The following is a 23,384-nucleotide window of genomic DNA, read 5'->3' as shown; positions in this document are numbered from 1 at the left end:
CCAAGAATATGGTACGCAGATTTACTTTGACACTATTCATTGGGCTGCTTTGTATGTCCGAACTACAAGCTCAATCAAATTATGTATCAACTGCACCTTCATCTGTTACTCCAGGAGCAGATAATACCCTAATAGGAGTGGGAGCAGGAAACACAAACATGAGTGGCAGCAGCAATTTGATGGTTGGCCGAGGAACAGGTAGTTTAAATATGGCCGGAACCCAAAACGCGTTCGTGGGATCTCAAGCGGGGAACAAAAATTCTTCTGGGCAAAATAATGCTTTTCTAGGCTTCAGTGCTGGCTTTAACAATAATCTAGGTAATGGTAACACATTTCTCGGCAGCTTTGCAGGTTACAACAATCAGGAAGGTTTTAATAATAGCTTTACGGGGTATAATGCAGGATATTTTAATACTTCAGGCAGCTATAATTCATTTTTAGGCGTTGGGTCTGGTTATTCAAATACTACGGGTAGTGACAATTCGTTTATTGGGTCTGATGCAGGAGGAGCAAATACTATTGGTAGTTCAAACGTATTTGTAGGATCTCTAAGTGGTTCCAGTAACTTATCAGGTAGTAAAAACACGTTTATTGGAGCAAAGGCTGGGCAGGGTAACAAAGATGGTGTAGGTAATACCTTTCTGGGAGCAAACGCTGGCCAATCCAATATATCGGCTTCTAATAATACGTTTATTGGCAGTTTCACTGGATATCAAAACACAACCGGTTACCAAAACTTATTTTTGGGCACAAACTCTGGCTATAATAATACCTCTGGACAATCAAATATCTTCCTGGGCTTCATGTCTGGCTATGCTAATAGCGTAGGCGTTGGCAATTCGTTTATAGGGGTTGGAGCAGGCCTAGCTAATGTGGATGGCAACAATAATACATTTATAGGGTCTAACACGGGTGTTAGCAATACAAATGGAGAAAAAAACGTGTTTATTGGCACCCAAGCGGGTAGCCAGAACAAGTCGGGTAGTAACAATTTGTTCTTAGGCACACAAACGGGCTATTATAATGTTGCCGGATCTTCAAATACGTTCCTGGGTAACGGTGCAGGCATATCGAATCAAGCCGGTAATGGCAATCTTTTTCTTGGCACCTATACAGGCTTTTCTAATACTGACGGCAGCGACAACGTGTTTGTTGGACCGAATGCAGGTGCTGAAAATAAAACAGGGAGTTTAAACACATTTCTCGGCACTGGTTCAGGAGTACCTGCCTCTGCTCCTAACCTAACCAATGCCGCTGCAATTGGAGCGAACGCAAAAGTATCAATGTCAAATTCGCTCATACTTGGTAATAATGCAAATATTGGCATTGGCACAACAGCTCCTGGTAATAAACTAGACATCGTTAGTTCTACCACAAATACTTCTGGACTTCGATTATCGAATTTGAAAAGCAACAGTCCGGCTACCGTTCTCAGCACAAATAAGTTTCTCACTGTAGACTCTAATGGTGATGTTGTATTAGGCAGCACCAATAGTTCAGCTCGTACAGGTAACGAGCCTTCGAGCAGTAACTGGCAGATAGCTGGCGATAACCTCCTTAATAGTAATACAGGCGGAGTTGTCATTGGCCCTGGAGTTAGCCAAACTCCAGCAGGTTATCGTCTCTTCGTAAGTGAAGGCATTTTAACAGAAAAAGTGAAGGTCGCTGTTGCTAACACTAGTGAATGGTCAGATAAGGTATTTGAAAAGACCTATAACTTGTCTTCTCTCAACCAAGTGGAACAATATATTAAACAGCATGGGCATCTGCCAGGAATTCCATCAGCAAGCGACGTAGTGCGTGACGGTGTTGACGTTGGTAAGATGGATGCTAAGCTTTTAGAAAAAATTGAGGAATTGACCCTTTATATGATTGAACTCAGAAAAGAGAACCAATTCATAAAGCGTCACAATGCCAATATTGAAAGTCGACTTAAGGCACTTTCTAAAAAAAGAAGCATTTCAAAGTAGCCTACCTCACGTGTACGCTTAAAAGTAAGTGCCAGAACAATATGTATTGTTCTGGCACTTACTTTTGTGCCGTACTATACTCTTTAACGAAAACTGTGAAAATCGCTCTCGTACAAGATGGATTGATGTGTAGGGCTGGAGGCGAGCAAGTGGCGTTAAGCTTTCATAAAGCCTTTCCTAGCGCACCTATATACACTTTATGTTATCAACCAGAACTGACATTCTCAGAATTCGAAACCTGTGAGGTTCATCCATCATGGCTTCAGCATTTAGTAAAAACGGATGATGTCATGAAGAAAGTATTCTTTCCATTAGGCGTGTGGGCAATGCAATCACATGATTTGACTAGCTACGATGTAGTTTTAATGTCAGGTACTCATTGTGCGAAGTATGTGAAAACCAAGTCTGAGGCGCTAGTCATTAGTTACAGTTTTACTCCGTTTCGCCTGGCATGGGACCCATCTTCTTATGCTCAGTATGCTGAAGCCAAAGGCATTAAACGTCTACTTTTTGACAAAGTAGTTAATACACTCCGAACTATCGATTTTAAATTTGCACAGAGGCCCAATTACTATGTAGCTATGACAGTAGAAACAGCTGATAGGTTACGTAAGGCTTATTCTATTCGCAACGACATTGACATTATTAATCCCCCTGTTAATGCCGGTAGCTTCTATGTGTCAACGCAACCAGGTGATTACTTCCTGGTTGTCTCTAGATTAGAGTATTATAAAAAGGTAGATTTAGTAATAGAAGTTTTTAACGAGTTAGGTTACCCATTAGTTGTTGTTGGTAAGGGCTTGCAAGCCAACGAGATTAAATCGCATGCAAGAGAGAATATAACCTTCAAACAGGGCCTATCGAGAGCTGAATTAGCTGATGTTTATGCTGGTTGCCGAGCATTTATTTTTCCACAACATGAAGATTACGGCATTACACCACTCGAGGCCAACGCGGCTGGTAAACCTGTCATTGCTTATAATGCTGGTGGAGTTTTGGCTACTCAGTTGCCAGTACAAGACAACCCAAAAAAAGCTACGGCTGTGTTTTTCGACCGCCAAACAGTGCAAAGTCTAAAAAGTGCTGTATTACAATTTGAGCAGATTGAGCAAGAGTTCAATCCGTATTTCATACGAAAACATGCAGAGCAGTTCGATGAACCACGTTTTATCGAGAAGATAAAATCCTTTGTATTAGACAAATATGAAGAATTTCGGCAACGTAAGCTGGAAAATTAAACAACTTGGAATGCGTACCCAAATTGAGTAGACAATAAAACCTTTATACTGACTATTTTACCAAGCGCTGGCTCATAGATGCCCATTTCGGACGAGGTTGCTTTTTTAAATTATTGTAAACCTAGTAACTACCTTTGCCATTGGCAAACAGATTGTGATTATAAACATAGCTGATTCGCTACCTCACCAATCCGAACCAGGCTCTAAATTGGCTTTTGCTAGTGAAATACTGTTTTTTCTCTTTTCTTCTCCTCTGCGGTATTCACAGATCGTACGCACAAACGTCCATTGTGCGACAACCTGATCAGTACCAGATGGAAGCAGGAACAATCTTATCGTCAACGTCGAAGACCCCTTTCTGGTTGCGAACGAATCAGTATGGGTCCATCCCATACAATGCGCCTTCTGCTACAGTCAAAATAGGTCTTAGCACTGACTATGATACTACCAGAGCAAAGGTTGATATTGGGTATGGGGTTGACTTGGTCGTCAACGGGTCGACAAACGTCAACTTTGCTCCAACTCAGGTTGCCCTTCTTCAGCAGGCATACGTTAAAGTTCGTTTTGGCATTTTAGAAGCTTATGTCGGTAGGCGACGAGAAACATTCGGCTTAGCTGATACATTACTATCATCTGGTTCCTACAGTTGGTCAGGTAACGCACTACCAGTTCCTAAGATCCAGATTGGAATTCCTTATTATAAGCCTATTGGCTTTACAAAAGGATGGCTATCAGTGATGGGTACGTTTGCTCATGGCTGGATGGGCGGCACCTATGTTCGCCATTCTTTTTTGCATCAGAAATCTCTTTTTTTCCGTTTGGGGAAAACGCAAAGTACGTTTCGAGCCTACAGTGGAATAAATCACAATGTGGTCTGGGGGGGCATCAGTCCTGAATTAGTTGGAACAGGGATTGTAACCTCAGAACGGCTTCCCGCCAGCTTCCAGGACTATTTGTTGGTTGTGTCCGGCTTAAGGACGGGCAGTCAATCAGTCATTCCGATAGGCAGCAACTTAACCGATTTCGATTTGACAAACCGGATCGGGAATCATTTGGGATCGATCGACCTGGCATTGGAAGTCGATCTGCGAACCCATTCGCTATTCATCTACCGGCAAAACCCTTTCGACTCTGGGGCGCTGTTTTACCTTACAAGCTTGTCTGATGGTTTGAACGGGATTCGGCTCCGAAGTCACGCGCCGAATGCACTCGTTCAAACTGTTCTCTTTGAGTTTTTAAACACCACAAGCCAAGGGGGTCCCGAGTTCGTAATTGAAGATCCGCAGCGGCGGGGAAAAGTGAATTATTTCAATAACGCACAATTCCGCGATGGTTGGGCTTATCAGCGTCAGACCATTGGTACTCCTTTTATTAACCCCTACTATGACGTCAATGGAAATACCTCTTTTAGTGGTTATACGATCAATAATAGACTATATGCCTGGCACCTAGCAGCCTCAGGTACGTTGCCTATTCAAGCACGATGGCTAAAGCAAAGTCCTACTTACATGACAAAATTGTCGCTTAGTAGGAATCTAGGAACATATGATAGTCCATTTCCCCGACCGATTACGCAGTTTTCTTCCTTATTTCAGATAGCTGCAACAATTCAGTCTCAGGGAAGTATAGGAGCCATTCTGGATGGCACGGAATTGATCGGACGATTGGCTATTGACGCAGGAGATCTGTACCCAACTGGTGCAGGCTTGTATTTAGGTATACGACGTAGTTGGGTCAAATAGGACATTTCTAATAGGCTCCACCAACTTTATACTATTTATCTGATAGCTAAAGACTATATTTGTGAGCAAGGCCTTGAGCCATTCCCTAATAAGGTTCTACCTTGTATGTTCCTGAGTCGTAACTTACAATGATCATTAGCAGCCTAGGTTTATGAGGCATCGTTATTCCATTCTACTTTTCCCACTGCACGTTTTCTTTGACTTCGTGTGCCTAAACGCGTCTTTTACTGGTGCGTATTGGTTGAAATTTGGGGAAATGGTAGGTATTGCTCAGCCGCCATACCAATCACTTTGGATTGCTTTTAATGTAGTATGGGCAACAATCGTGTTGCTGACTCGACCCTATGTTTTCCCCCGTCAGCTCTTTAAAGCAATACCTCTGCTTAGAAAACTAGTCTACCTCGCAGCGCTTCACGCAGCAGTTATTGCTTTGTTTTGGCTGTTTGTGCGAGGTGTTTACTTCTCAAGAGGACAACTAGCTTATACCTATATCCTGTTTTTATTAACCGGTGGGCTGTTCAGACTGGGCGGTCTTTTATTTCTCCAGGAATACCGGGCAAGAGGCTATAACAGCCGTCGGTTTGTCGTGGTGGGTTACGGCAAGCTGGCACAAACAATCACTGATTTCTACAAGATACACCCTGAAATGGGCTTCCGATTCCAGGGCTATTTTGATTGGCCTACAGAGAATAATAAAGAAGCATTAACAGGGTCCTATACCGATTTAGCTCAGTTTGTCCGGAAAGAAGAGATTGACTGTGTGTATTGTTGCCTGCCTTACATCGACAATACTCAGTTGAAGGGTATTATCGATCAATCAGAATTCCTTGATTTTCAGGTAAAACTTTTAGTCGATTTCAGGGGATTCCTGGCAAAAGGGGCTTCAGTCGAATATCATGATTTCTTACCTGTTCTTAACCTCTCTCCACAAGATCTCGACAACTTCCGGGTAGCGTTTCTCAAGCGCGCTTTCGATGTGGCTTTTTCAATGGCCGTTTTACTAGCTGGTTCCCCCATCTTCATTCTGGTGGCGTTGATTACCCGTTTTACATCAACCGGGCCGATTTTTTATATGCAGGAGCGGATAGGACATAGAGGTAAGCCGTTCATGATCTATAAGTTCCGTAGCATGTACGTAGATGCCGAGAAGGAAGGTCCTTCCTTATCACAGGGGCAGATCGACAATCGAATTACTCCCTGGGGTAGATTCATGCGGCAGACACGCATTGATGAGCTTCCTCAATTTTTAAATGTTCTGTTTGGGAGCATGTCAGTCGTTGGCCCGCGGCCTGAACGACAGTATTTCATTGATAAAATAACGGAAATCGCTCCAGAGTATACCGAGCTTCTGAAGGTCAAGCCGGGTATTACGTCAATCGGTCAAATCCGCTTTGGCTATGCTGCTAACGTCGATGAAATGGTTGAACGCCTGCGCTTCGATTTGCTCTATCCCAAGCGCCGCTCGCTATGGCTTGACCTATGGATCATTGCTCATACCCTGCGGGTAATGGCTCAAGGCCGAGGCCGCTGAATCAGCTTTAAGCATATTTTAACGCTATTTTATTGCCATCAGGCGTTGATTGCCTGTCAAGGTGACGCTATTTTTACAAAGTCACCCTATAGCATTCGTAGACGAATACTCATTTATTATATTGCCCCTTTAGTAAAGTAACCGCATTGTGCGACTGGTTTTGTGCTGATGAGATTGATGTTGCGTCGCCGGGTCATGAAAGCCCCCCTATTATTACTACTTGCGCTTGGTATTTCCTGCGGCCAATCGACTCAATACAAGTCGAACCAGTCGGCGGCGGAGCTTCGCAATTGCGCTGAAGAACAGGTATTATCACCAGTAGAAGAAGTAAATCTCCGATCAGCTATTGGGGCTGATGAGAAAACCCGCCAAATCGAGGCTATTATCCAGCAGAAAGTACGTGGCGGGTTAAACGGGAACGTGCTGGTGGCGCAGAAAGGCATTGTTCTCTATAAACATTGCTTTGGGCTGGCTCACTTCGAAAAAGATACCCGCGACTCGCTGGTCGAACAGTCGAAATTTCAGTTGGCGTCGCTCTCTAAAACGTTCACGGCTATTGCGGTTCTAAAGCTCCAAGAGTCGGGCAAATTGGCTTTTACGGACTCCATTCAGCGCTTTTTTCCCGATTTCCCTTATCACGATATAACGATTCGCGATTTGCTCAGTCATCGGAGTGGCTTACCAAACTATGTCTATTCGTTCGACGATAGCATGAAGGTGAACTACTACCGGAAAGACCCGAAGCTGCCCACCAATGCCGACGTGATGCACTGGTTTGCCACCGTAAAGCCAACACCGAAGAAATATAACGTACCTGGCCGGGGCTTCTCATACAACAATACGAATTACATGGTGCTGGCCGCCATTGTAGAAAAGGTAGCCAAACAACCTTTCGATGAGTATTTACGTCGCACCATATTCCTGCCCCTGGGCATGCATGATACGTATGTAGCTACTACCAAAAATGATTCGATCAACCTCTTTCGAACGGCAGGTTATCAAATGCACCGGCGTATTCCAAAAGATTATTTCGATAATGTGGTGGGGGATAAAGGTGTTTATTCAACCATTGGAGACCTGTTTCGTTGGTATCGTGCCTTGAACGGCGACTGCCTACTGTCGCGTAAGTCGCTGGCAGAGGCCTTCGTACCCCGTAGCTTTGAACGAAAAGGTGCACGCAACTATGGCTATGGGTTCCGTATGCAGTTAGACGCGATGAACCAGCCTGAATTTATTTACCATACCGGCTGGTGGAAGGGGTATAATACCATGTTCTGGTTTAGCCCGAAAGACGAATACGTTATCATCATTCTAGGCAATCGGCTGAACTCTACGGTCTATCGCGTTCAGGAGTTGATCGATATACTGCATGGTAGTCCTAAACAGGGCGTTGATACCACCGACGGAGAGGTAGAGATTTAATGAAAAGGGCTTTGTTCTGCACAAAGCCCTTTTTTATGACCCTATTTTCGCTGACCCGGTTTACCATTGCCTGTCTTCTTCCTATAGCAACTATGGCCCAAGAAGTGATTCCTCTGTGGCCAGCCAACGGCATGCCTAATGTACTATCCACGGCGCAGTCGACTACCATCACGGAGAAAAGTACTACTAGTGGCGGTATTCTACGTATCAGTGATGTAATTACGCCCACGCTGACAGTGTATCCGGCAAAAGGACAGGCTGTAGGGAGTGCGGTTATGATCTGTCCGGGCGGCGGTTACTCGATTCTGGCGGCAGAACATGAAGGGTCTGATATTGCCAACTGGCTAGCCGATCGAGGAATTACTGCCTTTGTACTGAAGTATCGTTTGCCCGATGCACGATTGCAAAAAACGCCCCACGAAGCACCTCTTTCTGATGCCATGCAGGGAATGCGCCTGATCCGGCAACAGGCAGCCAAGTACAAGATTGACCCTAACCAAATTGGGGTAATGGGCTTCTCGGCGGGAGGCCACTTAGCTGCTACCCTCTCGACACATTACGATAAAGGCCCACAAGCTGATCAACTGGCTAAACCTAACTTCTCGATCCTGATGTATCCCGTCATTACGTTCGGCGACAAGGCGCATGCGGGTTCACGCACTAAACTGCTGGGTACGTTAGCCACAGACCCTACCTGGATCGACTATTATTCGAACGAAAAACAGGTTTCAGCTACCACACCACCAACTTTCCTGGTACACTCGATGAACGACAAGACGGTACCTGTCGAAAACAGTATAAACTATTACTTAGCTTGTCTTAAACAGGGAGTTATCGCCGAAATGCATCTATATCCCACTGGTGGTCACGGTTTTGCCTTACGCACGAAAGCCGGAGAATCAGTATCCAACTGGCCCGCCGCATTAGAAGGTTGGCTGAAACAGGTCAGAATGGGCAATTAGTTGATTGGTTGTTGGTTAACTGAGGTGGGCCATCGTATAACGCAGGGCCTGTCTCAGTTAACCAATAACCAATCAACTAATTATTCAACAGCATAGGTACGTTGCCACGACCATTCATGATTACAATTTTGGCATTGGGTGAAGCGGCCAGTTCTTTCTGCGCTTTAATCTGCTCGTACTGCAACTGTTTATCGCTCAGGCCAGTGGACAGAATCTTCTGGTAATCGGCAATACCCTGTGCTTCAACCCGTTTACGCTCCGCTTCCTGGCGTTCTTTTTGCAATACAAACTGCATCTTCTGCGCTTCCTGCTCGGCACTAATCTTCGATTCGATGGTCAGTTTCACTGAGTTGGGCAGGTTAATTTTCCGAATTAATAGCTGTTCCAGCAATAAGCCGCGTTTTCTGAAGTCGGCTTCGATGCTCTTGTAAATACGATTCTGAAACTCATCACGTCTGGATGAATAAAGAGCCACTGCATCGTAATAAACAGCATTATCGCGTATGCGGGTACGTGTTACAGGCCGTACGATTTTATCATTATAATCAGTGCCGATCTCGCGGTAAATTCGTGGTGCATCCGCTGAAACTAACCGATATAAGACGGTTAGGTCAACCACTACTTCCAGGCCGTCAGCCGTGAGAACGCGGATGGCGTCGTCGCCCTTTTTTTCGCCTTCGTCAACATCGGCCGACATCGTGTAGTTCTGCGTCTTCACGTCGAACTCAGTTACTGAAGCGAGCGGATTGACGAAGTTCAGACCAGGCATGAGCACCGTGTCAGTTACCTTTCCGAAAAGCGAAACAATACCTACCTGACCAGCGTCGATCTGGCGGATACTGGCGGTTAATGCACCAGCTAAAATCAGAACAATCCCAACTACTTTGACTGGGCGAGCGTAGTGAGAGAATGAAAGAGAAGGCGTATTGATGGCAAAGCCGGCGATGAGCACAGCGATACCAATAACGATGAAAAACATAGCTTTGCGTAGTTAAGACTGGGTCAAACGTAGTCAATTCCAACGCGTTAGCAACATATGCAGGAAGAACGGATACGGGCCTATAGCATCGGTCGCCGGGTATGACCAACAAAAAAGCACCCGGTACACTACCGGATGCTTTTCAGGTACTACTTGATCAATTAACCCTTCAGTAAAAGAGTTTAAAAATAAGTGTCACGTTTCGAGTAGTTGATTAATCCGCCACCTGAAACTTGAAACCTATTTTGTTCCTTTCTTCTTGCTGGCAGGAGCAGCCTGAGCGGCAGCTTCAGCGGCTTCTTTCGATACAACCTCACCTTTCAGGGTCAGATAAACCGTTGATGTTTTGGCGTTGCTGGTAACGGTAACTGTTTTGTTGAACGGACCCATACCAGCAGCGTTGAAGGTAGCCGACACACTACCCGTCTGACCTGGTGCAACTGGCTCTTTCGACCATGATGGCTTGGTGCAGCCACAAGAGGCCGTAGCATCAGTAACCACGATAGGAGCAGTACCTGTATTCTTGAATGAGAATACGTACGTTACGGGCTTGCCTTGCTCTATTTTACCGAAGTCATGGGCTTCTTTGGCAAACGTAGCCACCCCGTCCTGGGCGAAGCTAACACTAACAAAGGCAAAAAGAGCTACGAAAAGTGATAATGCGGTTTTCATTGCTTAATCAGATATTGGTTTGGTTGTCTGGTAGATTCAGATGCTAAAACAAATATACCACAAACGCTTTGCCAAAGACTGTTTGGCGGCTGTGGTTTCAACAAAGAAATCGAAAAAATCGTTTTTTTGATCGATGCGTTCCTTTGCCGTACTTTTACTACGCAAGGTTTTATAACCCACTTGCTACAGTGCATTAGAACAATCAATGCCGCAAGGGTTTAAATCGGATGCCAACTTTTTTTATCCGCCACCTAGTCAGCCCACAACTTCATCATTCAGAATTTTGACCATTAACCCGTGCTCACGCTGTGATTGCAAATGAATCCCTTCGCACAACGGACGCTCTAACCCGGGACACCATCCTGGCCGATTACCGAATAGCCTGCGAGAGCCGACAGGTTAGCCTGCTGGGCCGCAAAGACGTGATGGGCGGGCGGGCCAAATTTGGCATCTTCGGCGATGGTAAAGAGGTAGCACAACTGGCGGCGGCCCGCGCTTTTCAACGCGGCGATTTCCGGTCCGGTTATTACCGTGACCAAACTTTCGTGGCCGCACTGGGCGAACTTCGCTGGACCGAGTTTTTTGCCCAGCTCTACGCCCATACTGACCTTTCGCACGATCCCAACACGGCGGGGCGGTCAATGAATGGCCACTTTGCCACACGCTGGCTTGATGAACAGGGTCACTGGCGAAGCCAGACTGACTTATTTAACTCAGCCTGTGATATCGCCCCTACCGCCGGTCAGATTCCGCGCTCGGTCGGGCTTGCCTACGCCTCGAAACTATATCGCAATAATCCTGAACTGGCCGAGCTAACGCAGTTTTCGCGACAGGGCAACGAAGTCACGTTTGCCACCATCGGCGATGCCTCTACCTCACAGGGCATGTTTTGGGAAACCATGAATGCCGCGGGCGTGCTTCAGGTGCCCTTACTGGTGTCTGTTTGGGATGATGGGTACGGTATTTCTGTGCCGGTTGAACTACAGACTACAAAAGGGAGCATCTCAAAAGCGCTGGCTGGTTTCCAGCGCGACGAGCACGATAAAGGCTTTGCCATTTTCACGGTCAAAGGCTGGGACTACGTCGCCCTGCTGGAAACCTACGAAAAAGCTGCCCAAATTTGCCGCACCGAACACGTACCTGTGCTGGTTCATGTACAGGAACTGACCCAGCCACAGGGCCATTCAAGTTCAGGCTCGCACGAACGCTATAAGCCCGCCGACCGGCTAACCTGGGAGCGGGAACATGATTGCAACCTCCAATTCCGTAACTGGATACTCGCCAATGAGGTTGCTACGGAAGAGGAACTCGTTACGCTTGAAAAGCAAGCCTTAGCCGCCGCCCGCGAGGCGCGTAATGCGGCATGGAAAGCCTATCAGAAGCCAATGCTGGCCGAACAAACGGACGTACTTGACTTGCTGCAACAAGCTGCCCGAAACCATCCCAAATCAGCCGATATCATGGCAATTCGGATGGAACTGCAACAGGCAATAACCCCTCTTTATCGTGATTCGGTGGCAGCCGTTCGCCACGTGCTTCGGCTACTCCGCGCCGACCAGGGGCAGGGTAAGCAAGCCTTGATACGCTGGCTGAAAAACGCAACCGAGCAACATACCGATCGCTTCAGTTCGCACCTCTACAGCCAATCCGACGAGTCGCCACTCCGCGTGACACCTGTGCCAGCCCAATACTCGGATGAAAGCCCGATGCTGGATGGTTACCTGATCATGCAACGCTACTTCGATAGCCTGTTTGGTCGCGAACCCCGTGCCGTGGCTATTGGCGAAGATGTGGGCCATATCGGCGATGTAAATCAGGGCTTCGCCGGTCTTCAGGAGAAGTACGGCCACCTACGCATTACCGACACCGGCATTCGCGAAACCACCATCATTGGTCAAGGTATTGGCCTGGCCATGCGCGGGTTGCGTCCTATCGTTGAGATTCAGTATTTTGACTATATATTCTATGCCCTGGCCACGCTGACCGACGATCTGGCTACGCTCCTGTACCGGACCAAAGGCGGGCAAAAAGCGCCGGTGATCATTCGCACCCGTGGGCACCGGCTGGAAGGTATCTGGCATTCCGGCTCACCGATGGGCGCAATGCTCAACAGCCTGCGCGGCATTCATGTGCTGGTACCACGCAACATGGTGCAGGCAGCGGGTTTTTATAATACCCTGATCAAAAGCGATGACCCGGCCTTGCTAGTCGAGTGCCTGAATGGCTACCGGCTCAAAGAACGCTTACCCGATAACATCGCTGATTTCTGCCTGCCGTTGGGAGCACCCGATATTTTGCAACCAGGTTCCGACATAACCGTGGTGACCTACGGATCGATGTGCCGGATCGTGATGGAAGCCGCCGCGCAATTAGCCGAAACCGGAATCTCCGTTGAAGTGATCGACGTTCAGACATTATTACCGTTCGACCTGACGGGCACGATCATCGAATCGCTTAAGAAGACAAGCCGGGTACTGTTTGCCGACGAAGATTTTCCTGGTGGTGCCTCGGCCTATATGCTGCAACAGGTGCTGGATCAGCAGAATGGGTATCGCTACCTGGATTCGGCTCCCCGCACGCTGACGGCTAAAGCCCACCGCCCGCCCTATGGCTCAGATGGTGATTATTTCTCGAAACCATCCGTTGATGATGTTTTCGAAGCGGTGTATGAACTCATGCAGGAGGCCGAACCAAACCGGTTTCCTGCCTTGTATTAATAATGAGTGAAGGAGGGGAAGACTGAAAGAGCGACCAATCACATGGTTTATCCAGAGTGGCTGTTCGTTATTTACCGCAACGGCAGACCGCTCTCTCATTCATTCACTCTTTGTTGACTCATGTCTTACTTTTCTGATATAAGTGACGGCATACGCACCACGCTGAAGGGCCTTAGTTTAACGGTTCGGCACCTGCGTAATGCCACGCATCGCCGCGAGCCCATGGGGGTGGCAGATGATAACTATTTCAAGCTGACCGATGGGCTGGTCACCTTGCAGTACCCGCACGAACAATTACCTATTCCCGACAATGGCCGCTATCGGCTTCATAACGAGATAGATGACTGTATTGTCTGCGATAAATGTGCTAAGGTTTGCCCCGTCGATTGCATTACCATCGATCCGATCAAGGCTACTGAAGAAATTGGTAAAGCATCAGATGGTTCGCCCATCAGACTCTACGCCGCCCAGTTCGATATCGACATGGCCAAGTGCTGCTACTGCGGTTTGTGCACCGTGGTTTGCCCCACCGAATGCCTGACGATGGAAAAGAAGTTCGATTACAGCACGTTTGAACTGGGCAATCTGACCTACGAATTTGCCAATCTGACGCCCGAACAGGCCGATGAAAAACGGGCACTGTACGAACAGTTTGTTCAGGAGAAAGAAGCCGCCAAACGGAGCAAAGCCGAGCCAGGTGCGGGTGAAGTACCTGCCGCCGACCAGCCGGTTAAACCGAAGCCTGTTTTCAGACCGGGCATGAAAGCGCCAGCGAAACCAGCACCGGCAGAGCCCGCTACCGAACCAGTCAACGCCACTCCAGCGAAGCAGCCTGTACCTGATGAATCCATGACAGGCAACGTACCTACAGACTCGAACGTACCTGATCCGGTTGTACCAGCTACGCCGCCTAAACCTCGCCCTGCTTTCCGGCCAGGCATGAAACCTGCGCCTAAAGCAGACACACCGCCCGCAGCAACGGGAAATTCTACGGAAGGCAACCAGCTTCACCCGCTGACTGACCCCGCTCCTGACGAAGCCGAAGCCATTGCCATGATTGGTGTGGCCGAGCAACCGAACGTGACGGAACCGCTAACGGTTGCCGAAAAGAATGCCCCTGACGTAGAAGCCAGCCAGCAGCCTGCTCCGAAAAAAACCGCTCCGTTCCGTCCTTCTATGAAACCTGCGGCGCCAGTGCCAGTCCCTCCTACACCCATTATTGACGAAACAAACGTACCTGAAGCTGCTTCACCAAAGCCAAAACCAGCGTTCAGACCGTCCATGAAACCGGCTACTGCTAAGCCTGCTGATAACATTGAGACAACTACAACGCCGACTGTTTCGGATGCGCCAGTTGAACAACTTACCGAGAAATCGTTGGCACCAGTGAAGTCAAAACCGGCTTTCCGCCCATCAATGAAGCCAGCGGGGGCAAAACCGGCGGCAGAAGATCCGTCAGGTACGTCGCCGGAAGCGTCGGCGAGTGAAACGCCAGTTTCACTTCCAGAAGAAACGCCGACGATTAAACCGAAACCGGCTTTCCGGCCAACTATGAAGCCCAAATCGTCTGATTGATATGTGCTGACTACAAACCAGTACGTATCAATCGAGACCAAATCTTAACCCATTGTTCCTTTTGATTCAGATCGCTTTTTTCTCGTTTGTCGCCCTGACGCTGGCGAGTGCCGTTGGGATACTGCTCACACGAAACGTGCTTTATTCGGCTTACCTATTGCTATTAACGCTGCTGGGCGTAGCGGCACTATTCGTATTTGCTGGAGCCGATTTCCTGGCCGTATCGCAACTGGTAGTCTACGTTGGTGGGGTGCTGGTGTTGGTGCTGTTTGGCGTCATGCTAACGAACAAGCCTGCTTCTGCAACGACAAGCGACAAGCCCGTTAGCGAACGATCGAACAGCATATTGACAGAAAATCGTCGACCCTGGCTGGCGTTATTGCTGGCGGCTGGTCTGTTCTGGGGATTAAGCCGGTTGGTTATTAATGCCCATTTTGTCGTCTTCGACCGGCCCGCTTCAACAGCAGCAACAACAGTCGACACCATCGGGCGGCAACTGATGACGGAGTATGTGTTGCCCTTCGAAATTATTAGTATTCTGTTGCTGGTAGCCCTTGTTGGATCGGGCTATCTGGCAAAACTTAAGCAATAACCAGTTATCAATGAACAAGTATCAATGGCTCCGCTAAGCTCTAATCGGTCTTGCCACCCGGATCCATTGATAACTGGTCACTAATAACCTAACTGATAACCGACAACATGGAACCTCTCTCTTCTGGCATTCTACTTTTAGTCGCCGCTGCGCTGTTCAGTATCGGGCTGGCCGTAGTGCTAGTCAAACGCCACGCGGTGGTGGTTCTGATGGGTGTCGAGTTGATGCTCAATGCCGTCAATCTGAACCTGGTAGCGTTTAGCCAGTATGACCCCGACCGGTTACAGGGTCAGCTATTCAGTTTGTTTGTTATTGTTGTGGCCGCCGCCGAGGCTGCCGTGGCGCTCTCAATGATCATTCAGGTCTATCGCCATTTCCGAACGGTACGCCTGGATGAACTCACGGATCTCAACCAATAATGAACACGGAAGCCCTGTTTGAGTCGCTCATCGATGGTATTCTGGAAACTGGCTACGGCGTAGTCGACTCGTTTCTTGCGCCCAACGAAGTAGTGGCCCTACGCAACCGACTACAAAAGCGACAGGCAGCGGGGCAATTTCGCGAAGCAGGTATTGGCCGGGCGGCAGACCAGAGTGGACAGGCCGCCGTGGAGAAAGCCATTCGCGGCGATGAGATTTTATGGCTCGACGTTGCTACGGTAACACCCGAAGAATCGGCTTTTCTGGAGCGGATCGATCAGTTTATTGGGTACGTTAACCGAACCTGTTACCTCGGCCTACGGGATAGTGAACTGCATTACGCCCGCTATCCCGCAGGTACGTTCTACAAGCGTCATCTCGACCGGTTCCGGTCCGATTCGAGGCGCAGGCTGTCTGTCGTCTGTTACCTCAACGATAACTGGCAACCGACCGACGGTGGGCAATTAGCGGTGTACCTGCCCCAGCCAGACGGTAGCGAACAAACTACGCTTATCGAACCGGTTGGTGGCCGCCTGGTCTGTTTCGATAGTGGCCTGCTCGAACATGAAGTCTTGCCCGCCAGCCGCGACCGGTTGAGCATTACGGGCTGGTTACGAACGGATTAGCCTTGTCAGTAATGCCATGTCTTCGAGATACGGCATTACTGACAAGGCTAGACGTTTCTGGCGACAAAAGCGAGCAACAACGATTATAGAAACACAAAGATGCCCCTGATTTATCATCAGGGGCATCTTTGTCAATGTTGAGCCAGGTACGTTACCGTTTCTTTCTCTTCTTTGCACTACTTCCGCCACCACCACGAATCGCGTATTTCTTGTCGAGTTGCGTGAGGTCGGCGTTGAGGGCGGCTAGGGGCACCACTTCCTTCTCGCCCACCGGCGTCAGCACGTCGAACGATTCGGGAATGATCCCCTGCTTGTTCAACGCCACAATCTCGTTTACCAGTTTGATCGGCAACGGATGCCAAGTGCTTTCTGAGCTGTAGCCGAACCACATGATTTTGCGGAAGATGTCGGTCTTCTGCAAAAAGGCGCGGCCTTTCTGCGTTTCCAGCGGCTTTTCAACGGTCGGAATATCGCGCAGGGCATCCACGTAGGTATCGAGTTCGTAGTTGAGGCAGCATTTTAGCCGCCCGCACTGACCCGATAACTTGGCCGGATTCAGCGACAGGTTCTGATACCGCGCCGCCGACGTCGTGATGTTCTTGAAGTCGGTGAGCCAGGTAGAACAGCACAATTCACGACCGCACGAGCCAATACCGCCAATCCGCCCCGCCTCCTGACGCAGGCTGATTTGCCGCATTTCCACGCGCACCTTGAACTCACCCGCCAGCATCTTGATCAGCTCCCGGAAATCGACGCGCTCTTCTGACGAATAGTAGAACGTCGCCTTCGTGTTATCTGACTGAAACTCCACGTCCGACAGTTTCATGTGCAGTTTCAGTTCGCGCACGATCTCGCGGGCGCGGTACAAACTGGGCAGATCGCGCAGTACGGCCTGTTCGTGCTTTTCCAGATCGCGGGCCGTAGCCAGACGATGAATCGCCTTCGTATCGTCGTTGATCTGAATATGTTTGCGCTTCAGTTGCAGCCGAACCAGATCGCCCTGCATCGACACGGCACCGAGATGGTAACCTGATGTCATTTCGCAGACCACAAAATCGCCCGTGGTAAGGTCGAGGTTATGGACGTTCCGGTAATATTCTTTCCGGCCACCTTTGAATTTCACTTCCACGACCCCGTAGGCCGGACCAGCAATCGGCGACATATCGCTTAGCCAGTCGAATGAATTTAATTTATTGCAGCCACCGGATGAGCAGCCCCCGCTCGAACAACCCGCCGTTTTGGCTGCCACTTCGGCCCCGCCACTATCGGTTGTTTTCGCTTTAGACCCACACCCGCCAACCGCACAGGATTGACATCCCATATTTTTTAGTTTACTACAATTGATTTTGGATTGGGGATTTGGGATGTCGGATTGGCTGACGCGTGGTTTACTCTGGCGTCAGCAACAATCCGACATCCCAAATCCCCACTCCAAAATCACTTAATCTTGGTACCGGATCAGATCCAGCCCTATATCTTTTCGGAAATACTTTCCGTCATAACTCACCGTCCGGGCCGCTTCCTGCGATTTTCGGACGGCATTCTCGAGCGAGTTTGCCAGGGCCGTAATGGCCAGCACCCGCCCACCGTTGGTCACCACCGAACCATCGTGGTTGGTTGTTCCCGCGTGAAAAGCCGTTACATCGTCCAGCCGGTCAAGGTCAGTAATGGGTTTACCCTTTTCGTACACATCGGGGTATCCACCGGCGACCAGCACCGTTGTAACAGCGGTTTGAGGCGACACCTGCATCGTTATCTTGTCCAGTTCCCCATCTGCGGCCGCTACCAGCAGTTCAACCAGATCGGTCTGAATGCGCGGGAGCACTACTTCCGTTTCCGGGTCGCCCATACGGGCGTTATATTCGATGACGACAGGTTCGCCTTTCACGTTCATCAACCCAATAAAGATAAAGCCTTTATAGACGATTCCCTCCTGTTGGAGGCCGGCCAGTGTAGGCTTTACAACGCGTTCTTCTACTTTTTGAAGAAATGTCTTCGTCGCAAAAACAACCGGCGACACGGCACCCATTCCCCCCGTATTAGGGCCGGTGTCACCTTCACCAATCCGTTTGTAATCTTTGGCTTCGGGTAAAATTTTGTAGTTTACCCCGTCTGTCAACACAAAAACCGAGAGCTCGATTCCCCGCAAAAACTGCTCGATTACCACCCGATGCCCCGCCTCACCAAACCGGCCGCCGAGCATTTCACGCAACGTATCCTGAGCCTCCTGAACTGTCTCGGCAATAATCACGCCTTTTCCCGCAGCCAACCCGTCGGCCTTCAATACAATGGGCAGCGAATGAGTTTCCAGGTACGTTAATCCGTCGTCGATGGTTTCCCCGGTAAACGTCTGCGATGAGGCCGTAGGTACGTTATGCTGGGCCATAAACCGCTTGGAAAAGTCTTTACTTCCCTCTAGCTGAGCACCCTGCGCATCGGGACCAACAATGCGCAATGAAGCCATATCAGGCTGCTGACGCAGATAATCCACCACTCCCTTCACCAGTGGTTCTTCGGGACCAACCAGTACCAGATCAATCTTATGGGTACGTACCGCTTCGGCAATAGCGGCAAAATCAGAAAAGGCGAATGGCAAATTGGTTGCGATTTGCGCCGTACCCGCATTACCGGGGGCCACAAAGAGGTTGTCGCACAAAGGGCTCTGGGTCAGTTTCCACGCAAATGCGTGTTCACGCCCCCCCGAGCCAAGTATAAGTATATTCATTTTTGGGTCATTAGTCATCGGGCATTGGTCATTGGTCGCTTCGCTTGAGTACCTTCATTCTGGCAATACTACTAATGACTACTGACCAATGTCCAATGACTTAGTTAGCTACTTCCGAGAGGAATTTAATGCGCATCAGGCGCAGTTCCTGTTCGGTGAAATCGTCACTATCAAATTCTTTTAGGGCGACGGCAATATTATCGGTGTCGGCCCGCATGAAGTACTCGAAAATCTCGTCCTGCCGGTCTTCGTCGATAATCTGGTCGATGTAGTAATCGAGGTTAAGGCGCGTGCCGGAATAGCAGATGTGCTCCACTTCCTCCACCAAATCTACGAGCGTAAGGCCCTTGGCTTCGGCAATCTCTTCCAGATCTACTTTCCGGTCGATCTGCTGGATAATATAAATCTTGATCTTCGACTTATTAACCGTTGATTTAACAACGACGTCTTTGTCTGTCTCAATTTCGTTTTCCTCAACGTACTTGGTAATGAGGTCGATAAAGGGCTTGCCGAATTTTTGCACCTTACCCATACCCACGCCGTTGATCTGGGCCATTTCCTCCCGCGTAACGGGGTACGTGGTGGCCATCTCTTCCATGGAGGGGTCCTGGAAGATAACGTAGGGGGGCAGGTTCTTCTCTTTGGCAATCTTCTTGCGCAGCGCTTTCAGTAAACCAAGCAGTTCTTCATCGTAGGCGTTTCCTCCGCTGGCAGCCTGTGCAGCCGCATCGTCGGCCTCCTCTTTGGCGTCGGCGGTATCCTGCTCGTAGTCGTGATCCTGCGAGAGCATGACCGGATACGGGTCTTCAATGTAGTTCATGCCCTTCTGCGTTACCCGGAGCACGCCATAGTTGTCGACGTCCTTTTCCAGGAAACCGTAGATGGTAATCTGCTTGATGAGCGAACACCAGATGTTGCAATCTTCACTGAACGACCGGCCTTTGCCATACAGTTCCAGTTTGTCGTGTTCGTAGCTGGTCACGTACTGATTATCCGTAGCCGTTAACACATCGGCCAGGTGGCTGACATCGAACCGCTGGTCGGTCTGCAATACGGCCTGGAGGGCCATAATAATTTCGGCCTGCGCTTTGAACTTCGGCGTGGGTTTCAGGCAGTTGTCGCAGAAGCCACAGTCTTTCTCCACGTATTCGCCAAAATACCCCAGCAGTTGCCGCCGCCGACATACACCGAGGTTCGAATACGACACCATTTCCGACAGCAGGTGTTTGGCATTGTCGCGCTCGGTAACGGGTTTGTCTTTGTTGAATTTCTCCAGTTTCAGAATGTCGTCGTAGCTGTAGAACATCACGCAGTTGCCTTCCAGCCCATCACGGCCGGCGCGGCCCGTTTCCTGATAATACCCTTCCAGCGATTTTGGCGCGTCGTAGTGAATCACAAAGCGAACGTCGGGTTTGTCGATGCCCATCCCAAAGGCAATGGTAGCGCAAACCACGTCGACTTCTTCGTTCAGGAACGCATCCTGATTGTTCATGCGCGTTTGCGGATCGAGACCGGCGTGGTAGGGCAGTGCTTTCACATCGTTGACACGCAGCAGTTCAGCAATGTCTTCGGCCGTTTTACGGCTCAGGCAGTACACAATGCCCGATTTACCTTTATTCTGCTTGACGTACTTGATGAGCGCCTTTTTAGCGTCCACCTTCGGCTTAATCTCGTAGTACAGGTTTTTCCGGTTGAACGACGTTTTATAGACGTCGGCATCTTCCATATTCAGGTTTTTCTGAATATCGATCTGCACTTTGGGCGTGGCCGTGGCCGTGAGAGCAATAACGGGCAACCCCATACGGCCCGAATGGTGGCCGATGTTATCAACGATACCCCGAATTTTGCGGTATTCGGGGCGGAAGTCATGCCCCCATTCCGAAATACAGTGCGCTTCATCGATCGCCACAAACGAGATAACGGCCTTTTTCAGAAAATCCAGGTTTTCTTCCTTCGTCAGCGATTCAGGGGCGATATACAGCAGTTTGAGCGTCCCGTTGAGGGTATCTTTCTTCACCTTGGTCATCTCGGATTTCGAGAGGGTCGAGTTCAGAAACTGCGCGTTGATGCCAAAGGCATTGAGTTGATCGACCTGGTTTTTCATCAGGGCAATCAGTGGTGAAATCACAATGGCGGTCCCTTCAGAGGCGATGGCCGGTAGCTGGTAGCACAACGATTTACCTGCCCCGGTTGGCATGATAACAAAGGTGTTGCGGCCTGCCAGTATATTGTGAATAATTGCTTCCTGTTCTCCCCTAAACTGGCCGAACCCGAATATTTCTTTTAATCGCTCCTTTAGGGTTGTCTGGACGGAATTGTCAATTTGCATCATGGTACGCTACTACGGAAGGTGAGTGGAGCTTGCGTGAGTATCTATCTTTGTGTGTGTATGTATAACGGTGGCCTTCGCTGAATACGACGAAACCCAGATTTAATAGGTTTAGTCTATGTTTTAAAGAACGAAACTTAGCGAATTTACAACCCATCCGTGTTACCTAAGCATTTCTGGACGTTGAAACTAACAAAAAATCTACAATCCATTGCCCGCGATGTATTGCTGGCCGAGGCCGAGGCCATTCATGGGGCAATTAAATACCTGGACAGCCAGTTTGACCACTGCGTCGAGGCCATTCTGGCGTCAGCGGGTCGGGTGGTGGTTACTGGGGTTGGCAAAAGTGCCCTTATCGGCCAGAAACTGGTTGCCACACTTAATTCTACAGGGACACCTGCGCTGTTTATGCACGCAGCCGATGCCATTCATGGCGATTTAGGCATGGTACAGGCCAGCGATCTGGTGCTGGCCATCTCGAAAAGCGGCAACACACCAGAGGTGAAAGTGCTGGTTCCACTCATTCACCGCACAGGTGCCAAATTGATTGCGCTGGTGGGCGAACCGGAATCGTATCTGGCCAAGCAGGCAGATTTTGTCCTGCTTGCCCCCGCCCCCTACGAAGCCGACCCGCTCAACCTGGCCCCCACTACCAGCACAACCGTAGCCATGGCAATGGGCGATGCGCTGGCTATTGCCCTGTTGACGACGCGCGGATTCAGCCGCCAGGATTTTGCGCGCTACCATCCCGGTGGATCGTTGGGTAAGAAACTGTATTTGAAAGTAAGTGATCTGTACCCGCATAACCAGTGCCCATGCGTGCGGCCCGACCAGAGCATTCACGATACGATGCTGGCGATGTCGGCCGGCCGGTTGGGCGCCGCCGCCGTGCTAGATCAGGCAGACAACGCCGCCGAATCCACCGCACCGGCGGACCGGCTGGGTACGTTGCTGGGCATCATCACCGACGGTGACGTGCGGCGCATGGTTAGTCAGCATACCGATTATCGCCACCTCTGCGCCCGTGACATTATGACCCCGAACCCCGTTTGTGTTGCGCCCGACGATTATGCCGTGACAGCCCTGGAAGTTATGCAGAGCCGCAACATCACCCAGATCCTGGTGGCAGAGTCAGGCACGTTGGTCGGTTTTGTTCACCTGCACGATCTGTTAAAAGAAGGGCTGGTGTAATCAGTTATTGGTTAGCCTTGTTCAGCAAAACCAGCTACGCATCATTTTTCAGCTTACTGCGCATGGCCTGCTCGTAATCGCTCCACTCGTCAATATCGGTCAGTTCCTCAAGGCGTTCAAAGGTGAGCCCCTGCATCAGGATGGCCTGTTCAGTGAGTAACCTCAATTCCGGTTGGCTCCACGGCATATTCTCGAATAGCGATGAGTGCAGTTTCCTCATTCCCAGCAGGTAATAGCCGCCGTCTGTGGCTGGACCGATAACGACATCGGCCTCGTCTAAAGCCCGGAAAGCAGCGAAAAGGTGGTCTTCAGTAATGGTCAGGCAGTCGCTGCCGATGATTATGACTTTCTCGGCTCCGGCGGCAAACCGCTCCTGAAAGGCGTTGGCCATCCGTCCGCCCAGGTCATGCCCAGCCTGGATGGCCTTTTCATAGCCGCTCCACCCGTCATTTGGGTTTACGAAGTCAGCGTAGTAAACTGTCTTCTCCCAGGGGCCGTATCGGGTCACCTGCTGCGTGTAATGCACCAGATGGCGATACACCTCAACGGCTTTTTCGTTGCCAACCGTTTGGGCAATTCGCGTCTTAACGGTACCAGGAATGGGGTTCTTAACAAAAATGATCAGGTGGTGGGTAGCCATAGGATGTGTACTTTTGTGACTTGGTACTCTGTGATAGAACGCGGATTGGGCGGA

Annotated in this window: 18 protein-coding genes; 12 read left to right on the top strand and 6 right to left on the bottom strand. The window is 49.5% G+C overall.

Features of this window, described 5'->3' with window-relative positions:
* Nucleotides 1-53: 53 nt before the first annotated feature.
* The 6 genes from ACFE8Q_RS02485 (at nucleotide 54) to ACFE8Q_RS02460 (ending at nucleotide 8,865) form a co-directional block, all read left to right on the top strand.
* Nucleotides 54-1,970, top strand: coding sequence for a beta strand repeat-containing protein (locus tag ACFE8Q_RS02485; RefSeq protein ID WP_375443769.1), 1,917 nt, complete (start codon nucleotides 54-56; stop codon nucleotides 1,968-1,970).
* Nucleotides 1,971-2,065: 95 nt separating this feature from the next.
* Nucleotides 2,066-3,208 carry a glycosyltransferase gene (locus tag ACFE8Q_RS02480; RefSeq protein ID WP_375443768.1) on the top strand — a complete coding sequence of 381 codons (1,143 nt, stop codon included), beginning with the start codon at nucleotides 2,066-2,068 and terminating at the stop codon, nucleotides 3,206-3,208.
* 314 nt (nucleotides 3,209-3,522) lie between these two features.
* Nucleotides 3,523-4,950 (top strand): capsule assembly Wzi family protein, encoded by a 1,428-nt coding sequence (locus ACFE8Q_RS02475; protein WP_375443767.1) that lies wholly within the window; start codon nucleotides 3,523-3,525, stop codon nucleotides 4,948-4,950.
* 151 nt (nucleotides 4,951-5,101) lie between these two features.
* The gene (locus ACFE8Q_RS02470; RefSeq protein ID WP_375443766.1) at nucleotides 5,102-6,481 is read left to right on the top strand and encodes a sugar transferase; all 1,380 of its coding nucleotides are present in this window, start codon (nucleotides 5,102-5,104) and stop codon (nucleotides 6,479-6,481) included.
* A gap of 195 nt (nucleotides 6,482-6,676) precedes the next feature.
* Nucleotides 6,677-7,903, top strand: a complete 1,227-nt coding sequence (locus ACFE8Q_RS02465) for a serine hydrolase domain-containing protein (RefSeq protein WP_375443765.1) — start codon at nucleotides 6,677-6,679, stop codon at nucleotides 7,901-7,903.
* A 92-nt stretch (nucleotides 7,904-7,995) separates the two neighbouring features.
* Complete coding sequence (locus ACFE8Q_RS02460; RefSeq protein WP_375443764.1) at nucleotides 7,996-8,865, top strand: alpha/beta hydrolase; 870 nt, start codon at nucleotides 7,996-7,998, stop codon at nucleotides 8,863-8,865.
* 76 nt (nucleotides 8,866-8,941) lie between these two features.
* Here ACFE8Q_RS02460 and ACFE8Q_RS02455 read toward each other — a convergent pair whose 3' ends face one another.
* Together ACFE8Q_RS02455 and ACFE8Q_RS02450 are read right to left on the bottom strand one after the other, a co-directional pair.
* On the bottom strand, nucleotides 8,942-9,844 hold the full coding sequence (locus tag ACFE8Q_RS02455) for a prohibitin family protein (RefSeq protein WP_375443763.1): 903 nt from the start codon (nucleotides 9,842-9,844) through the stop codon (nucleotides 8,942-8,944).
* Nucleotides 9,845-10,084: 240 nt separating this feature from the next.
* Nucleotides 10,085-10,516, bottom strand: a complete 432-nt coding sequence (locus ACFE8Q_RS02450) for a DUF1573 domain-containing protein (protein ID WP_375443762.1) — start codon at nucleotides 10,514-10,516, stop codon at nucleotides 10,085-10,087.
* A gap of 308 nt (nucleotides 10,517-10,824) precedes the next feature.
* Here ACFE8Q_RS02450 and ACFE8Q_RS02445 point away from each other — a divergent pair, with 308 nt between their 5' ends.
* The 5 genes from ACFE8Q_RS02445 to ACFE8Q_RS02425 all read left to right on the top strand — a co-directional run bounded on the left by ACFE8Q_RS02445 (nucleotide 10,825) and on the right by ACFE8Q_RS02425 (nucleotide 16,445).
* Complete coding sequence (locus ACFE8Q_RS02445; protein ID WP_375443761.1) at nucleotides 10,825-13,233, top strand: thiamine pyrophosphate-dependent enzyme; 2,409 nt, start codon at nucleotides 10,825-10,827, stop codon at nucleotides 13,231-13,233.
* 120 nt (nucleotides 13,234-13,353) lie between these two features.
* Nucleotides 13,354-14,808, top strand: a complete 1,455-nt coding sequence (locus tag ACFE8Q_RS02440; RefSeq protein WP_375443760.1) for a 4Fe-4S dicluster domain-containing protein — start codon at nucleotides 13,354-13,356, stop codon at nucleotides 14,806-14,808.
* A gap of 61 nt (nucleotides 14,809-14,869) precedes the next feature.
* Complete coding sequence (locus tag ACFE8Q_RS02435; RefSeq protein WP_375443759.1) at nucleotides 14,870-15,400, top strand: NADH-quinone oxidoreductase subunit J; 531 nt, start codon at nucleotides 14,870-14,872, stop codon at nucleotides 15,398-15,400.
* Between the two features lie 107 nt (nucleotides 15,401-15,507).
* Nucleotides 15,508-15,819, top strand: coding sequence for an NADH-quinone oxidoreductase subunit NuoK (gene nuoK, locus ACFE8Q_RS02430; protein ID WP_375443758.1), 312 nt, complete (start codon nucleotides 15,508-15,510; stop codon nucleotides 15,817-15,819).
* Entirely contained in the window at nucleotides 15,819-16,445 is a 627-nt protein-coding gene (locus ACFE8Q_RS02425) for a 2OG-Fe(II) oxygenase (protein ID WP_375443757.1), read from the top strand. Before nuoK ends, ACFE8Q_RS02425 begins: the two co-directional genes overlap by 1 nt.
* A 151-nt stretch (nucleotides 16,446-16,596) precedes the next feature.
* Here ACFE8Q_RS02425 and ACFE8Q_RS02420 read toward each other — a convergent pair whose 3' ends face one another.
* The 3 genes from ACFE8Q_RS02420 to recQ form a co-directional block, all read right to left on the bottom strand.
* Entirely contained in the window at nucleotides 16,597-17,766 is a 1,170-nt protein-coding gene (locus tag ACFE8Q_RS02420) for a stage 0 sporulation family protein (RefSeq protein ID WP_375443756.1), read from the bottom strand.
* A gap of 120 nt (nucleotides 17,767-17,886) precedes the next feature.
* Nucleotides 17,887-19,170: a phosphoribosylamine--glycine ligase gene (gene purD, locus ACFE8Q_RS02415; protein ID WP_375443755.1), complete on the bottom strand. Its 1,284-nt coding sequence runs from the start codon at nucleotides 19,168-19,170 to the stop codon at nucleotides 17,887-17,889.
* 100 nt (nucleotides 19,171-19,270) lie between these two features.
* On the bottom strand, nucleotides 19,271-21,502 hold the full coding sequence (recQ, locus tag ACFE8Q_RS02410) for a DNA helicase RecQ (RefSeq protein ID WP_375443754.1): 2,232 nt from the start codon (nucleotides 21,500-21,502) through the stop codon (nucleotides 19,271-19,273).
* A gap of 180 nt (nucleotides 21,503-21,682) precedes the next feature.
* On the opposite strand from recQ, the gene ACFE8Q_RS02405 reads away from it, so the two are divergent.
* Entirely contained in the window at nucleotides 21,683-22,690 is a 1,008-nt protein-coding gene (locus tag ACFE8Q_RS02405; RefSeq protein ID WP_375443753.1) for an SIS domain-containing protein, read from the top strand.
* Between the two features lie 34 nt (nucleotides 22,691-22,724).
* On the opposite strand, the gene ACFE8Q_RS02400 is transcribed toward ACFE8Q_RS02405, so the two are convergent.
* Complete coding sequence (locus ACFE8Q_RS02400) at nucleotides 22,725-23,330, bottom strand: TIGR04282 family arsenosugar biosynthesis glycosyltransferase (protein WP_375443752.1); 606 nt, start codon at nucleotides 23,328-23,330, stop codon at nucleotides 22,725-22,727.
* Between the last annotated feature and the right edge of the window lie 54 nt (nucleotides 23,331-23,384).

Origin of the sequence: uncultured Fibrella sp., from assembly GCF_964250085.1 — a bacterium.
Lineage (GTDB): Bacteria > Bacteroidota > Bacteroidia > Cytophagales > Spirosomataceae > Fibrella.
The sequence above is the reverse complement of the archived record's forward strand: the minus strand, read 5'-3'. Positions and strand labels throughout refer to the sequence as shown.

Excerpts from the sequence above, each read along its gene's own strand:
- ACFE8Q_RS02485 (WP_375443769.1), top strand. The coding sequence starts at position 54 with ATGTCCGAACTACAAGCTCAATCAAATTATGTATCAACTGCACCTTCA.
- ACFE8Q_RS02475 (WP_375443767.1), top strand. The coding sequence starts at position 3,523 with ATGGAAGCAGGAACAATCTTATCGTCAACGTCGAAGACCCCTTTCTGG.
- ACFE8Q_RS02470 (WP_375443766.1), top strand. The coding sequence starts at position 5,102 with ATGAGGCATCGTTATTCCATTCTACTTTTCCCACTGCACGTTTTCTTT.
- ACFE8Q_RS02465 (WP_375443765.1), top strand. The coding sequence starts at position 6,677 with ATGAAAGCCCCCCTATTATTACTACTTGCGCTTGGTATTTCCTGCGGC.
- ACFE8Q_RS02460 (WP_375443764.1), top strand. The coding sequence starts at position 7,996 with ATGGCCCAAGAAGTGATTCCTCTGTGGCCAGCCAACGGCATGCCTAAT.
- ACFE8Q_RS02455 (WP_375443763.1), bottom strand. The coding sequence starts at position 9,844 with ATGTTTTTCATCGTTATTGGTATCGCTGTGCTCATCGCCGGCTTTGCC.
- ACFE8Q_RS02450 (WP_375443762.1), bottom strand. The coding sequence starts at position 10,516 with ATGAAAACCGCATTATCACTTTTCGTAGCTCTTTTTGCCTTTGTTAGT.
- ACFE8Q_RS02440 (WP_375443760.1), top strand. The coding sequence starts at position 13,354 with ATGTCTTACTTTTCTGATATAAGTGACGGCATACGCACCACGCTGAAG.
- nuoK (WP_375443758.1), top strand. The coding sequence starts at position 15,508 with ATGGAACCTCTCTCTTCTGGCATTCTACTTTTAGTCGCCGCTGCGCTG.
- ACFE8Q_RS02425 (WP_375443757.1), top strand. The coding sequence starts at position 15,819 with ATGAACACGGAAGCCCTGTTTGAGTCGCTCATCGATGGTATTCTGGAA.
- ACFE8Q_RS02420 (WP_375443756.1), bottom strand. The coding sequence starts at position 17,766 with ATGGGATGTCAATCCTGTGCGGTTGGCGGGTGTGGGTCTAAAGCGAAA.
- purD (WP_375443755.1), bottom strand. The coding sequence starts at position 19,170 with ATGAATATACTTATACTTGGCTCGGGGGGGCGTGAACACGCATTTGCG.
- recQ (WP_375443754.1), bottom strand. The coding sequence starts at position 21,502 with ATGATGCAAATTGACAATTCCGTCCAGACAACCCTAAAGGAGCGATTA.
- ACFE8Q_RS02400 (WP_375443752.1), bottom strand. The coding sequence starts at position 23,330 with ATGGCTACCCACCACCTGATCATTTTTGTTAAGAACCCCATTCCTGGT.